This window comes from Roseiconus lacunae (genome assembly GCF_008312935.1).
Lineage (GTDB): Bacteria > Planctomycetota > Planctomycetia > Pirellulales > Pirellulaceae > Stieleria > Stieleria lacunae.
Window position 1 is genome coordinate 394,829 of record NZ_VSZO01000009.1, and the last position, 14,784, is coordinate 409,612.

The window sequence follows — 14,784 nt, forward strand, 5'->3', positions numbered from 1 at the left end:
CGGATTCGTTCGGTTCATTGGTGTACCGACGAGCCATTCGCTCGCTCGGCACGATCTGTCACTTGGCGTATCGTCGGCCGCACTTCTCACCCTGCATGAAAAATCGGAAAAATCCTCAAAATCGATACAGTCACCACAATCGGCACAAATTAACACTGCCAGGAAACGCGCTTCGCATCGCGCCGGGCATGGTTTTCCCCAGGATGATCCCCCAATAGCCCGGCTGACCGTGGGAAACACCGGCAAATTCTGGCAGGCAATCTTGACCCCGGCCGCCGCGAATTGCTACTGGCAGGTATTCGACCGGGCGATGTCGGTCGTCACCCTGCTGAACTTGAGACAATTTGTGGTATCTCGTTGATTCGACACGCGTTCCTTTCCCGACTTGCAATCTCGCCGAAGACGTTCCGGCCCGTAGCCTTAGCCAAATTTCCGATTGGCAAGTCGTTCGGCTTGATCGTGGCCACCGGAACGGTTGCGCTGATTGGATGCCGGGGACGGGCCCAGGACGACTACTACCGCCAAAAACTGACCAATCAAATCCGCGTGCTCGAGGACCAGCTCTACGACGCGGACTATCAGAATCGCGTGCTCCGCGACAAACTGGAACAGTCGCGATCTCCAGCGCCTCCCGTTTCACTCGGCGCGGACGAACTGCCACCCGAACACTCGTTTGATACCGAGCGGCACAGACGAGTCCCAGAGCCCGTCCCCGACTACGATGTGATGGACCTGGACTCGCCCACCGCCGATGATCCTCCCGCCAGCGATCGTCCCTCCGACAACAGCGATCTGCGGACAACCGATCCGCCACGTTCTTCGCCAGCCCTGCCGATGCCTCCGGTGGAAACACCCCAGAGCACACAGCCACTGCAAGATCCCGATCCGATCGCGGTACCCGAAGAAGACGCCGTTCCGCTTTCGCCACTGGACGATTCCGGCAAGGCTCCGGCAGACGAAAACACAGCTCCGGATAGCGGATTAGGGATGCCGTTAGAGAACGTCCCCGTGCCCGTTCCGGATGCCGATCCCAACGCCGTTCCCAATGAAAGCGGATCACTTCCACCGCCGACGTCACCGCGTGAACAGCTGCTGCCACCGACTCCGGATCAATTGCCCGATGACCAAATCATCCCGGGCGACCCCAAGCCTCCTTCAGAAGATCCTTCGGCGCCAGGAAAAATTGTCCTGCCTCCGACGATCAAGACCATGTCGTATGAAACCGACGAGACGGTCTCGATTGCGATCCCCGATCGACTGGAGTTGCACCCCCAGCTTTCCGGTGTTCACCAAACTGATCAAGAGGACGGCGTTGACGGACTCTATCTTGTCGTGACCGCCGTCGATCGGGCCGGGAACGTTCTTTCGCTCGACGACTACGAAATTGACGCGGAACTTAATGTGGTGGTGATCGATCCGCTTGATGATTCATCCGATCCGCGAATCGGACGCTGGGACTTCACCCCTGCCGAGGTTCGAGAGCTCGTCAAGGCAACACCGATTGATGGCTTTCACCTGCCGATCGCTTGGCAAGATCGCATCCCCGAATGTGAAGAAGTCCTTGTCCACGTGCGACTCAAGGCCGCCGACGAAGAAATGCGTTGCCAGGGAAGAGTCAGTCTTCACAAAACTGTCGCCGTTTCCCAATGGTTGCCACGGTGAACAATCGCTGTAGCTGATCCGATTGACGTGGCTTTGACCGCAATTCGATCACAGTGTTGGGACCGTCATAGTGGAAACGGCAAACTGCGGTTATGCTAGCCGCATGAATAGAAAGAAGAAGGAACGTCAACCGAAAAACACCGGACAGGAGAGCTTCGATGCGCTCGATCTGTCCCCGATCATGCGTCGTGCCCTCAAGAAGGCGGGGTTCGAAAAACCATCACCGATCCAGGCGGAACTCATCCCGCTGGCTTTGGACGGACTGGACGTCATCGGACAAGCTCGTACCGGAACCGGCAAAACAGCCGCATTCTCCATTCCGATTCTCGAGCAACTCGATTCACTTGAAGACTGTCGTGATCCGCAAGCGATCATTGTGGTCCCCACCCGCGAACTTGCTGATCAAGTCGGGCGCGAAGCACAACGCCTTGCGGCGGGTGTCCCGACCGAAATCGCCGTCTTGGCGGGCGGACGCAATATTCGCCAACAACTTCGGCAACTCGAAAACGGTGCTCAAATTGTCGTCGGTACGCCAGGCCGATTGCATGATCACCTGCAACGCCGGTCACTGCGAACCAAGGACGTTTGGTGCGTCGTGCTGGACGAGGCCGATCGGATGTTAGACATCGGATTCCGTCCGCAGATCGAGCGAATCCTGCGACGTTGCCCGAAAGACCGTCAAACGCTGCTACTCTCAGCGACGCTGCCGGACACGGTGAGGCGACTCGCCGAATCGTATATGCAGGATCCCGAAGTGATCGATTGCTGCAAGAACGAAATGTCGGTCGACACGATCGAACAGCATTACTTCACCGTCGATCAAGATCGCAAGCTGGAACTACTCCTCACGCTTCTTGACCGTGAAGAACCAGAACAAGCAATTGTGTTCTGTCGCACACGACGCGGCACCGACCGCTTGTGGCGAGCGCTCAGCAAAAAGCACAAGCACTGCGCGGCGATGCACGGAGACATGGCTCAGCGTGAACGCGACCGAACACTACAGAACCTTCGCGATGGCACGCTTAAGATCTTGGTGGCTACCGACGTCGTTGGCCGAGGAATTGACATCAGCACGATCTCGCACATCATCAACTTCGATGTTCCCGAAGATAGCGATGACTACGTTCACCGCGTCGGTCGAACCGGGCGAATGGGTCGCGATGGCGTCGCGTTCACATTCATCGTCCCAGGCCAAGGTGACTTCTTGACCGGTATCGAACAGCGGATCAACAAGCTGCTCATCCGCGACTCGATCGAAGGCCTAGAGCCGAAGAAGAAAGAGATCGTATCGGAAGACGACGCGGGTACAAAAGCGAAACGGAACTTGATCAATCCGATGCGGCGAAAGGTGACCCGTCGCCGGTAAATAAACTGGCAACCATCACTTCGTCGGCTCCGGCGTCACGCAAACGCCGTGCGTCCGGTTCGGTGCGGACCCCACCGCCGCTCGTCAACTGCACTTGCGGAAGGTCACCGCGAACACGCTTGATCAAATCGATCGTGCGTCTCGGATCGCCGCTGCCGACAGACGTCAAATCAAGTGCGATGACGGCTTCAATCTCCAGCGCGTTGATCGCTTCGATCCATCGACGTGGTGTGGTTCGCGGTGACAGCCATTGACCGGCGGCAAAATCCAAGCTGACACCGACGTGCGACTTTCCAAGCACATCGGTCAGTGTTTCCAGGACGGACGTGTCAACAGCCGCTTCGGTTGCTACGAAGACCCGCCAGTTGGAAACACCTGCCAACAGCACCGCCAAACGCTCGGCTTTAATCTGATCATCGGCTTGTCCAAGCCCCGCGTCGATTCGATAGGACACGCCGCTCGAAGACATGCGACTAACCGCGGTGATGATTTCTTCGAGCGTGTTGTCTTGAAGAGCACCGCCGCAGATGGCATCCAGGTCTGCGACGTAGATCGCGGCGATTCCGACGCGACAATACTGCTGGGCAAGAAGCGCCGCATCGCCATCGATCGAAACCTTGTTTCCGTCGGGGTAATAAAACTGCCGAGTCGGTTGATAGCGATCACGTCGCCCGGCGACGGCGTGAACCGCTTGGCCACGCTTCAGATCAATGACACCGACCAGACCGTCCCAGCGGGCCATATCGATCTGCCTTTTGCGCGACTATTCCGGCAACGAAAACAGCGACTCGACTTTGACGATCGCGTAATCATCGGGAAACGTGTGAACGGCTTGGACCAGCATCGATCGTTGCCGACATTCCACGTTGATATAGCTGAGCGCACCGAACGACATTCGTCCGCTCGAGTCAAAGGTATGCATCAACCCCTCGACTGGCTGCTTGCTTAACTGTTGCCCGACCATAAAAAACAAATCGGGGCTAACCGGCTCGAGCTGAAAGTGAGTCCGGTAAGAAACACCGGATTGGCAACTGACCTTCTCGGTGCGACTCCCTTTAAGTGGCTGAGAGATCACGCGGCGCTTCGTCGGCAGCGGCTGGTGGGCCCCCGTTGCGACTTCGCAAATGGTCACGGGTCCGTCACCGCAGCGATTCCATGTGATCACATGGCCACAATTAGTGATACTGATTTGGGCCTGATACGCCGACCGTTCGATCCGCCGCGTCCGATGAACGTTGTAAAGTTCCGGGTGCAGCGACCGGCTGAACACGTGAAACGAAAGTTCGGCGACTTTTGGGCGAACCGAGAGCACGATAAATCAATCCGAATGAATGGAGTAGGAAACAGTCGATGTTAAACACGACGGATGCGATCGCAAAGCGCCGAGCGTTTCGTTCCTTTTCCATTGCGAAGTGACACGGCAGGCTCTCGGCAAGTGGCCTGGTAGATGTCATTATAGGTTGGATCCCGATTTGGAAAGAAGAGCGTTTGCGGACTTCGCGGTCAAAGAACCGTTTTTTGTCAAAGCGTCCAAAATTTCATTGACAACCGGCTTCGATTCTCACAAGTAACGCCATGGTCATCGTCATCGATAATTACGACTCCTTTACCTATAACCTCGTCCAACGCCTTGGCGAGATCGACCCGAGTGTCCAGCTCCGGGTCTTTCGAAATGACGAAGTCTCGGTCGACGACCTGGACGCCCTGTCCCCCGATCGGATCCTGATTTCCCCCGGCCCCTGCACTCCCAACGAAGCCGGAATCAGCGTCGATTGTGTTCGACACTTTGCCGGGAAAATTCCGTTACTAGGTGTTTGCCTGGGACATCAATCAATCGGCCAAGCGTTCGGGGCAACGATCATCCGCGCCCCCCAGTTGATGCACGGAAAAACGGACGAAATTTTTCACGACGATGGCGGGCTCTTTCATGGGTTGGCCCAACCGTTCATCGCGACACGGTATCATAGCCTGGTGATCGCTCCGGAAACGGTTCCCGATTGTTTGCAGGTCGGTGCCTGGACCGACACCGGCGGAACCCGCCAAATCATGTGCGTTCGCCATAAGACTTATCCAATCGAAGGCTGGCAGTTTCACCCGGAGAGCTTCTTGACCGAACCAGGCATCGATATGCTGACTCGGTTCTTGAAGTGGTGACAACGCCCGCGAAGGACTCGCCGAACGACATCGACGTCCTCGCACCGCGCCCGTTCGCAGCCTTCCGTCGCAACGGTTGACCTGACGAATGACTTTCTATTTACAACACGGCATTCCTATCGCGGTTGCCTGGATCGTTGCGGTCGCCTTGGTTGCCCATTCATCGACCATTGCTGATGAAGCGACTGATGAACCTACCGAGCAACCAGCCAATGACAATGCGACCAAACAGCCGATCAGCCCGCAGCGAAGACCAACCGACGCGGTTGAAATCCTGCTGACCGAACTACCGCCCCCGCCGCCTCCGATCAAACGGCTGATCGATCAAGGCGACGTTCGATTGATCACCGGCGGCGAAGCGCAAACAACCATGACCGCATTTCCTGGTGGCGGACGACTCGCCGGCGAAACTCGCTTCAAGTTCAAGTATCGCTATCACAGCAACGCACGCTGGCGAGTGATCGATGACCGATCCACATCGGAGACCAACCCAACAGGAAGGTCGGTTCGAATTGCGATGAACCTCCGCAACGTTCGCTTAATTCAATCTCATGATGTTTGGTTGCGATCGCCACCGACGGCAGAGCGTTTTTGGGACGCGGCGATTGTCAAACATGAATTCGATCACGTCGCGATCTCATCGCATCCAAAGATCGAACAATTGTTTCGCGATCGCTTAAAACGACTCCGCAATTTCATCGTCCCCTTAAGCGATGTGCAAAACTCACGGGGACGCGTTGATCGAACCCGCGTTAGCACGCTGATCGATGCAAAACTGAACGAAGCGTTGAAAGCGACTACGGATTTCGTCAGCGTCCGCTACAAAGAACTTGACTACCAAACGAGACATGGCATCCTTCCGCTTCCGCCAGACTGGCAACCGCTACCGAACGTTAACTCGGCGGACGAGTGATGCGAATCAACCAAAGGGCGCCACGCAAGGTCGCGTTCTGCTCTCAATCGGGCGAGTCTCTGCAAAGCGTTAACGGAACGCGGGTGGCGAAGGCTGACCGGGAATGACTTGAGCATTTAGTTGCTCCTCCCGGAATCGCTTCAGTCGCTCCTGAAATTCTTCGTCGGTCTCTTCTTCGAACTTGGGAATAATCGTCTCGGGCTCTTCGTCTTGCGGCGACGACGAAGGCCGATCTTGCCCACCCTGTTGCGGCGGAATGATCTGACTCCGTGAGTCTTCCTCGCCCAAATCTACGGTTTTCGATTCCAAGCTGCCGACCTTCGCACCGGCCGGATCGTTTAGACTCCCGACTCGACCGGAGTTGCGGTCCAGCCGCTGCCAAGCACCACCGTACGCGGCGAACGCAGCATCCTCGCGATCGCAACATAGCCGGCAACCGCCGAATGAAATCACGCAGATGGCGACCACGATGACAGTCGTGATCGCGGCTGGGATTGAGTTGGCTGATCGTTGATTGACGAAGAACATGGTGCGTCGGCCGATCGATTCGCGTTGCAAGTTCGTTTCCCCGGCAACCGACATGGGCCGGCGTGCGCAAAAAGAAACGGTGCCCGAACTTCGGGACACCCTCTTTATCGGTTATGCCGGCCAGTGACTTTAGGAAAGATTTAACGGCTACCGATCCGTTCGCTCGGCGACGTCGACGCAACGCAATCGAATGCATGCAGTGCGTGAAACTCGGCGGCGACGAGCAAGTCGAGCCCACCTTGTGTAGGCAAGTTCGCGCTGCCACGTCAAACCGTCTTATCCTCGAAACGATTCGAAGACATCACCGAAATTGCGCGCCATAATATTGAGTGCAGCTTCGATTCGAGGTGCCGTCCCCAATTTGTCGCCGACCCCCGGTAAAGCCATCACGCAGAACAACACCAGCACGAATCCGCCGTACGCGGCCGTGCTGCCAATGGTGCCTTCGTGCTTGACGATTCGCTGGCCTTTACTGAACGGTAATCGAAATGCCCAGCGCTTTTTTGGCTCGTACTCGCGCACCGTCAGCACTTGCAGTCTCGGTTCACCCTGAACCGCTTGAGTAAAAACTTCCGGTGCAACCAACAACCGTCGATCGTCGTAGTGCATCTCGTAACGTGCCCCCAACCTGATCTTCTTGACTTGTTTGGGGTCTAAGCCGAGCGTGAATCCGCCACCGCAAGTCTCGCGGACTTGCACGTTTAGCTTTCTCGCCCCGACATGTAGCGTTGCCGCCGCATCACCGACAACCTTGCAACGGTAGACCTTTTCTTGGGCGGTGCTTGGGACAACCTTGTACTTGTGTTCGGACATGACACTTTAATCCAAATGCCAAAAAAGCATTAGCTAACGGAAGAAACAACAGAGCACCAGTGAACTCGTCGCCTGAGGGATTCCCCTCACCGGCACAAAAACTGGAGACATCCTTTGAATGCTAGCTCTCAATGGCGGATCCGGTCCCCTGTTCACTATCCCGTCCACTGAAGATTTCTCGGCAAGGTGTATCGATTAGGAAGAATGTTCCACCGATAACAACTTCGCCGAATGCAACGGTCCTGGCAGGTCGAATCCAGACCTAAGAGTGCTTGGCTCCTGCAATAGCCTTTGCCCGTCCCGATCGATCTCATGTCGTTCGCCCCGGCAGTGCCGGGGGGGATTTGGACCGGCTGCCAAGTCACGGCATCCGCGAACAGCGGGCCGCTACGATTTGCTCGAGTTCCAGCACGACTGGTTCGCTCTGAATTCTGTCGACCCGCCGATGAAACTTCCCTTCGTGTCGAATTCGTTCCTGCCATGCGGATCGCTCGGCTTTCTGCCGATCGCGTCCCTGGTCCGCGCGCTGGTTTTGGCGTTCATAGTCGTTCCGTTCTCACGTTGCTGCGCGCAATCGCTTCCTCGGTTTCCTTCGCCGCAGCCTGACGGTGTTTCGATCAGGACAATGGAAAGCGAACCCCTCTGCGCCGCCGCAGCTGAATTCTTTGCCTCGACAGAGCAGACGAACCAACGTCGCGCCTACGCACAGCCGACATACCAGAGCCAACGCGGCGGTGACCTTGATCAGCAATCCAATGGCTGGAAAGCACCACTTCAGCCGCACCAATGGCAATCCGGTACGTTACCTAGCCAAAGCAGCTTTCACCGCGCGACTTCGACCTCGCATCAGTCCGGAGTTCGTCGCATCGGAAACCGCGAAAGCGCCCCGAACGCTTCCTCTCAACTGCGATGGTCATCCCCCGAACATGCGCGTACCCAGTTGCGTCAAGCGTACCGCATGGCGTTCCGCCCGGCCCCAACGCCAGAATCAAGTGGCTCCGGCGATGACTTACTCGGTGGCGATGACTTACTCGGTGACGATGACTTACTCGGTGGCGATGACTTACTTAGCGGCGATGACCAATTGGATCCGCTTAGCGCCCTCGCCGCCGACCCCGATCCGATCGACGAGCGAGACGATTCTGAATCGAACTCCGGCGAGAAAGATCCCCACGAAGACCTCTGGACGGAAGACTGTTATCCATCCGCCGAAACCTGCCGCAAGTGCCACCCCGGACAATACGAACAATGGCGATCAAGTGGTCATGCCTACGCTGCTGTTTCGCCCATGTTCAATCGCTTCGAACAAGCGATGACAGAACTGACTGAAGGCACCGTTGGCAGTTTTTGTGTTCGTTGCCATTCACCGGTTGGGACACAACTAAAACTACCTCGTGCGGCTAGCATTCTTGACGCGCCGCCAGTCGTCCGCGAAGGCGTGACCTGCATCGCGTGTCACCGCGTCAACGAACACTACTGGCGCAGCAACGGTGATCGTCGGATCGAACCTGGTAACATCCATGCCCCGGTCAATGGCGGGCATGGTGGCGCAGGCGTTCGCGCGGCCATCGCCGACAAGAAAGACCTCAAGTTGAAGACCTCTCCGGAGGAAAAAGGTCCCGGTCAACCGATCCATCGCCGAGGCCAGTTCTTCGAGCCGTTGACCAAGAGCGACATCTGCGTTTCCTGTCATCAGGTCGCCGTCCATCCCGGGATCTGGTTGGAAGTCGTCCATGCTCAATATCGCAGCGGCCCGGCAGCGAAGCGTGGCGTCAGTTGTCAAGACTGCCACATGGGTGCCGTTCCAGGAAAACCGTTGGGTTACGACACGGGGTACGCGGCTTATTTGAATGACAAACCTTTTGGCGAGAAACGCAAACAATCCAACCACATGTTTTGGGGTCCCGGGTACTCAATTGCTCACCCCGGCATCTTCCCCCATCACCAGAAAGCCAAACAATTCAGCCCGCGCCAGTGGCTCGACTTTGATTATCGTGCCGGCTGGGGAACAGAGGCCTTCGAAAAGGTTGTCTCGCCAAACCAATCCTTCCCGCAACCTTGGGACACCACCGATGACCGTCGGGACGCTCGCAAGATCATCGACGAAAACCTTCACCGATTGAAAATCAAACGCGCCGCCGCGATCCAAACGATGGAAGGCGGTACGAAAATCTGCGGCCCGTACTTTTTAACACCACCGCTTGCCGGACAAGACTTCCGGTTCAGCTACCGTGTCGAGAACATCAGCGAAGGTCACAACCTGCCGACAGGGTCGCTCGGTGCCCAACCTCAGCTCTGGTTAAACGTTGCCCTCATCGATCCCGATGGCATTCGCGTTTGGGAAAGCGGTTATCTCGACAGCAACGGCGACCTCTGCGACATGCACTCCGTTGACGTTGCCACCCATCGTATCCGACGTGACAAAGACCTGTTCAATTTGCAAACTAAATTTCTGATCAACAACGTCCGGGGGACCGATCGGGAGGCCGCGCTGCCGCTCAACTTTTCGCTCGATCAACTCGTCTTTCTGAGGCCCGGTGCGGTCCCCGTGTCGGTCCTCAATCATCCACCTCTGATCCGCATGGAAGCCCACAGCATCGCGCCGCTTGACCATCGCGTTGCCCATTACCACATCCCGTCATCGGTGATGACCAAACGCGGTCCTTATCGACTGAGTGTTCGCCTGCGTAGCCGCACAGAACCGATGTACTTCATGCGACAGATCAATAGTACTCCGGAAATGATTCGCCGAATGATCGAAGGCACTTTGGATCTTCATCCCAGCAGCCACACGTTCTGGGTGAAGTAATGAAGCGAGTTTCATCGATCTCTTCTATCGTTTTCGTTATGTTGCTCCTCGTTAGTGCGGCGACAACGTTAGCGCAAACACACCGTTTAAGCGGACGCACAATCCGTCGACTACCGTCAACTCGAATGGAAGTCGCAGCCGAAAAACCGCCTGCTCATTTTCGCGTCACCAAGTTTGATGCCCGAAAATTCAATATTTCGATTCTCACATCACTGGCACAACAAGAGTTGGGCGGATGGAAACCGGCCGGTCCGACGATGCCACATCGCCTGCCCAACGGCGGACAAGCGTTAGCGTTGCCCCGTCAAACTGCTACGAATCCACTCGCGATGACGTCGACCACGCGTCCGACCCTAGCGTCGGTCGCGACGGAAACAAAGCCGGGCCCAAACAAACACGCCAAGGAAACGACGAAAGACAAGCCGACATCGGAAACGTTCATCAATCCGCGAATCGACCTCTCCAAGGCGGAACTGCATGCCAACAGTGCAGACTTCTCGACCGTGTGCCTGGCGAATGAGTGCGACGCGGTCGATGGTGCCCAGGAGGCCTTTCCATACGACTCAAAACACGATGTCCCGACGCAGCACCCTTGGATCGAATGGGGCCGAGTCTGGTATGGCGATGGGATCACACCGCGTGGCATCGACCTGTTCGGTCCCTACAACCTGGTCCGTCCCAAGTTTTACATGTACGGCGACTTCCGGACGGGGGTCGCCAGCGGACGCAACGCCGCTGGGCGGACTGACAATTGGGCGAACCGCCTGAATCTTGATCTCGATTTACAAATCACCGATTCGGAACGCTTCCACACCTTTGTCGGTCCGCTCGACGAGAACAACCAATTCACGCGATGGGAGCTGGTCGATGGTGACCTCCGCTATCGAAACGAAATGGACCTAACCCCGGCGACGGCCTTCTTTGAAGGAGATATGGGTGCGATCCTTGGTGCTTGGTCAGGCCAATCGTCGCCGTTTGAATTTCCGGTGACCGCAGGCCTTGTACCGCTACTATTTCAAAACGGCATCTGGATGGAAGATGCGGCTAGTGGATTCGCGTTTGCCTTTCCCGCCAAACATTCCCGATTGCTGAACTGGTCGAACTTCGATTGGACCTTCTTTGCACTCTTTGACCAACTCAATAGCCCGGCATTCCAAGACGACAACGATGCCCACGCATACGGGACAGCTGCTTTCATCGAAGCGTATGGCGGATACATCGAAGCCGGGTACGCGTACCTGCATGCCCGGCAAGATGAGTCGCTCAGCTACCATAACGCAACGGTTAGTTTCACACGCCGCTACTTCGATCGGCTAAGCAACAGCGTTCGCGTGATTGTCAACAGCGGTCAAGATCGCGTCCGCAACCAGCGAACCGCCGACGGCGGCCTACTGTTAGTCGAAAACAGTCTGATTACCGCGTCCCCCTTGACCGTCGTTCCGTACGCAAACTTTTTCTATGGCTGGGGACGACCGCAATCGGTGGCTCGCGCCGGAATCTCGGGCGGTATTCTTCGCAACACCGGGATCAACTTCGACACCGATGGCGTCAACGGATTTGCTACTCTCGATGTCTCTGCCGCCGATACCGTCGGTGGCTCGATCGGTATCGACCTCATCGGCGAAAGTTTGGATCGTCAATTGCTCCTCGAGCTCAGCTACCTCACTCCGCACGGCGATATGGCATTGGCCAATGGCGATCAATTCGCCGTCGGTGCTCGCTACCAATTCCCAATCACCAATGCGACCCTACTTCGATTTGACGCCATGCATGGATGGCGGGAAAACGATCGTGACGTCTATGGGACCCGGATGGAATACCGCTGGAAATTCTAGCTCGACACGAGGTCTAAAATGCGTCGCATCTCTGCGACCGCCTCACGCATGCCGACCATCACGGCGCGGCTAATGATCGCATGACCAATATTTAGCTCAATCACGTTCTCAAGCTTGGCGATCGGTCGCACGTTGGCATAGTTCAGCCCGTGCCCTGCGTGCAGCCGTATGCCTTCCGAGGTTGCAACCCGGCCGGCGTCACGCAACCGCTCGATTTCAGCAGCGACGTTGTCGCGACCGGCGTGCGCGTACGGTCCCGTATGAAGCTCAACGGCATCCACCCCCAGCTTCGCGGATGCCGCCACCTGCTTGGGGTCAGGATCAACAAACAGGCTGGTCAAGATTCCCTCGCCTTTAAGCCTCTTGACCGCCGCGGCGATTCGCCCGTCGTCGCCGGCGACGTTCAAACCGCCTTCGGTTGTCACTTCTTCACGACTCTCGGGCACCAGCAATGCCCAATCCGGTTTGACTCGTAGCGCGATCGCCAATACATCGTCAGCACATGCAAGTTCAAAGTTCGTTCGAACAGTGACCGTTTGGACCAGTAATTCGACGTCGCGATCTTGAATGTGCCGTCGATCCTCGCGAAGGTGAAACGTGATCCCGTCGGCGCCGCCTTGTTCGGCAAGCGCCGCCGCGACGACCGGATCGGGTTCGTAGGTCCGCCGCGCTTGACGAACGGTTGCGACGTGGTCAATGTTGACGCCTAATTCGATCATGGACCGCCTTCGGGGGGATGGAGCATGTTGCTTGCGAGGATCAGCGGGTTTCCGGTTTCAAGGAATCCCATCTGTAATCGCCGGTCACACCGGACCGGGATGGGCGGCTATTAAAAACGATCGCCCCTCGATCCGTCTACTCGCCTTCGCTCTCTTCGGACCCCTCATTGCGATAGTAGGTTCGCAGCGGTTTTGGCAAAGGATCAATCGCAAGCTGCTCGGCGATCGCGCCGTCGCTCTTGGCGGTTCGCAACACAGAAACCATGTCGGCATAATCGCCGCCGACCGCCGCGATACCTTCCAGCAGGCCCGCGACCGTGGCGTCGGCAATCTGTCGCCTATCAGGCTCCCCGACTTGGAAGCGGCTAACCCGAAGCTGTTGAGGGTTGGCCGGATTGGGCTTTACGATCAATCCCAATGGGCCAAGGATCGCTCCGTCAATCCGCAGCGGACCGCAATCACCGAACACGACGACCTCGGGAGTTTCGCGAGTCGAAATTGCGATCGCAGGGGCAGCCGCAGAAGCGACTCGGTAGAACATGCATGTCTTGCCGATTTTCTTGGACGACATCATCCCGCCGGATTCCCGCCGTTGCCGCATCACGTTGAATGCCCCATATCGCGTTTCGATGCTTTCTTGATCAAAGAGCTGTTTCAAAGAATCAACAACACCGGGGTGCTCGGCACCTTCGAGCGCTTTGAACGCGGGATATCGAAATGCGGGGTCGGTTTGAATCACCCGAACTAGTGGCTCGATCGATTCGTGTCGATCAAGGTAGGCAAGTGACTCCGCGGCATAGAAGACAAGTTCCGGGTTCGCGTTTTTCGCACCGGCAATCAATGTCGGGATCGCACTTTCGCCGATGGCTTCAAGCTGGAGCGCGGCTTCGGCGGCAGTCGCCGGGTCCGCCAGTTCGCTCGCCAGGGTTCGCAGACGGGTTTGTTGCTCGGAAACGCTGGTGTCGATCACGATCGAACGCAAAACAGAAACGTACCGTCCCAAGGAATCTTCGTATCGCGGATGCACCTCGACTTCGACGTAATCATCTTCGACGGCCTTTGCGACTCCTCGACGGGTCGTCCCATCAAAAAAGAAAAACCGTCGATTGATTGCGGCGGCAATCTGGGCCGCGACCTTGACGTGTTGGTATTCGGGCCGAATGACGAAGCCCATCTGGCGACTCTCCTGAACGGTTCCGCCACCAAGGACGAATCCCTGGGTCGCGAGTCTGGGATCGTCGCCGGACTCGAAGGCCGATCGAGGCAGGACTGCGCCCATCCCCATTGCCATCAAACCGCCTTGACGGACCCGGCCACCCAAAATCTTTTGCTGTCGTAAACGCGTTTCCAGCAACCAGCCGCCGTGAAGTGTTTCGGCATTCGCATCGAGCGGCGACTCGATAACCAAGTCGATAGGGTCGCCACGCTTCGCACCGGCCGGGATCGTTCCCATCACGCGGACGAGAGCGTTGTCATCCTGTTCGAGGATCGCGAACGCATCTTTGATGTCATTCCGTCTCATCTCATCGACTAATTGATCGCGATAAGGAGACGGATCCGCAGGTCCTCCGGTACCGGCGAGTGAATTGACCAGTCCGACACCTGAAATTCGGATGGGGGCCAGACCACGCGGGGCAGCCGCCTGTCCGATCAATTCGGGGGGCGTAGGAGGCTCCATCAAGCTAGCAAGGCTCTTTACCTCCCCGTCTTTTTTGCCTTTCAGCAGGCTACAGCCCGCAAGGCTAGCGGCGAGGATGCCGGCGATCAGAAAGCCGATCGGAAATCGACGAGTCGGGGAGGAGGGGGTGCGTGGTTGCATCTTGCGAGCCAAGCTGGATGTCGGTGGAAAAACGGAGTCGAATCCTGTCCACCGGGCTATAGCAACATTCCACATCCGCCAACAACACCGATTCAATTTGATAGCAACATCCCGTCGTGCTCTGTCCCCCAGAACAATCTCCCGGTGCTCTGTCCCCGGGACTCCC

At 57.0% G+C, this 14,784-nt stretch carries 12 protein-coding genes; 6 read left to right on the top strand and 6 right to left on the bottom strand.

Features of this window, described 5'->3' with window-relative positions:
* Nucleotides 1–459: 459 nt before the first annotated feature.
* Together FYC48_RS14130 and FYC48_RS14135 are read left to right on the top strand one after the other, a co-directional pair.
* On the top strand, nt 460–1,662 hold the full coding sequence (locus tag FYC48_RS14130; protein ID WP_149497344.1) for a hypothetical protein: 1,203 nt from the start codon (nt 460–462) through the stop codon (nt 1,660–1,662).
* A gap of 103 nt (nt 1,663–1,765) precedes the next feature.
* The gene (locus FYC48_RS14135; protein WP_149497345.1) at nt 1,766–3,028 is read left to right on the top strand and encodes a DEAD/DEAH box helicase; all 1,263 of its coding nucleotides are present in this window, start codon (nt 1,766–1,768) and stop codon (nt 3,026–3,028) included.
* Here the strand turns inward: FYC48_RS14135 and FYC48_RS14140 are convergent.
* Both FYC48_RS14140 and FYC48_RS14145 read right to left on the bottom strand, forming a co-directional pair.
* Nucleotides 2,991–3,770: a HisA/HisF-related TIM barrel protein gene (locus tag FYC48_RS14140; RefSeq protein ID WP_149497346.1), complete on the bottom strand. Its 780-nt coding sequence runs from the start codon at nt 3,768–3,770 to the stop codon at nt 2,991–2,993. The genes FYC48_RS14135 and FYC48_RS14140 overlap by 38 nt on opposite strands.
* Before the next feature lie 21 nt (nt 3,771–3,791).
* Nucleotides 3,792–4,340: a DUF2617 family protein gene (locus FYC48_RS14145; protein ID WP_149497347.1), complete on the bottom strand. Its 549-nt coding sequence runs from the start codon at nt 4,338–4,340 to the stop codon at nt 3,792–3,794.
* A gap of 263 nt (nt 4,341–4,603) precedes the next feature.
* Here FYC48_RS14145 and FYC48_RS14150 point away from each other — a divergent pair, with 263 nt between their 5' ends.
* Complete coding sequence (locus tag FYC48_RS14150) at nt 4,604–5,182, top strand: anthranilate synthase component II (RefSeq protein WP_149497348.1); 579 nt, start codon at nt 4,604–4,606, stop codon at nt 5,180–5,182.
* Between the two features lie 88 nt (nt 5,183–5,270).
* Nucleotides 5,271–6,095 carry a hypothetical protein gene (locus FYC48_RS14155; RefSeq protein ID WP_149497349.1) on the top strand — a complete coding sequence of 275 codons (825 nt, stop codon included), beginning with the start codon at nt 5,271–5,273 and terminating at the stop codon, nt 6,093–6,095.
* Nucleotides 6,096–6,164: 69 nt separating this feature from the next.
* On the opposite strand, the gene FYC48_RS14160 is transcribed toward FYC48_RS14155, so the two are convergent.
* Both FYC48_RS14160 and FYC48_RS14165 read right to left on the bottom strand, forming a co-directional pair.
* Nucleotides 6,165–6,677, bottom strand: a complete 513-nt coding sequence (locus FYC48_RS14160; RefSeq protein ID WP_149497350.1) for a hypothetical protein — start codon at nt 6,675–6,677, stop codon at nt 6,165–6,167.
* 222 nt (nt 6,678–6,899) lie between these two features.
* Nucleotides 6,900–7,436, bottom strand: coding sequence for a hypothetical protein (locus FYC48_RS14165; RefSeq protein ID WP_149497351.1), 537 nt, complete (start codon nt 7,434–7,436; stop codon nt 6,900–6,902).
* 625 nt (nt 7,437–8,061) lie between these two features.
* Between FYC48_RS14165 and FYC48_RS14170 the strand changes: the two genes are divergently transcribed.
* Together FYC48_RS14170 and FYC48_RS14175 are read left to right on the top strand one after the other, a co-directional pair.
* On the top strand, nt 8,062–10,245 hold the full coding sequence (locus FYC48_RS14170; protein WP_235034253.1) for a cytochrome c family protein: 2,184 nt from the start codon (nt 8,062–8,064) through the stop codon (nt 10,243–10,245).
* A 38-nt stretch (nt 10,246–10,283) separates the two neighbouring features.
* Nucleotides 10,284–12,080 (top strand): hypothetical protein, encoded by a 1,797-nt coding sequence (locus tag FYC48_RS14175; RefSeq protein ID WP_235034254.1) that lies wholly within the window; start codon nt 10,284–10,286, stop codon nt 12,078–12,080.
* On the opposite strand, the gene FYC48_RS14180 is transcribed toward FYC48_RS14175, so the two are convergent.
* Entirely contained in the window at nt 12,077–12,799 is a 723-nt protein-coding gene (locus tag FYC48_RS14180) for a pyridoxine 5'-phosphate synthase (RefSeq protein ID WP_149497352.1), read from the bottom strand. The genes FYC48_RS14175 and FYC48_RS14180 overlap by 4 nt on opposite strands.
* A gap of 136 nt (nt 12,800–12,935) precedes the next feature.
* The gene (locus tag FYC48_RS14185; protein ID WP_149497353.1) at nt 12,936–14,618 is read right to left on the bottom strand and encodes a flagellar basal body P-ring protein FlgI; all 1,683 of its coding nucleotides are present in this window, start codon (nt 14,616–14,618) and stop codon (nt 12,936–12,938) included.
* Nucleotides 14,619–14,784: the final 166 nt, after the last annotated feature.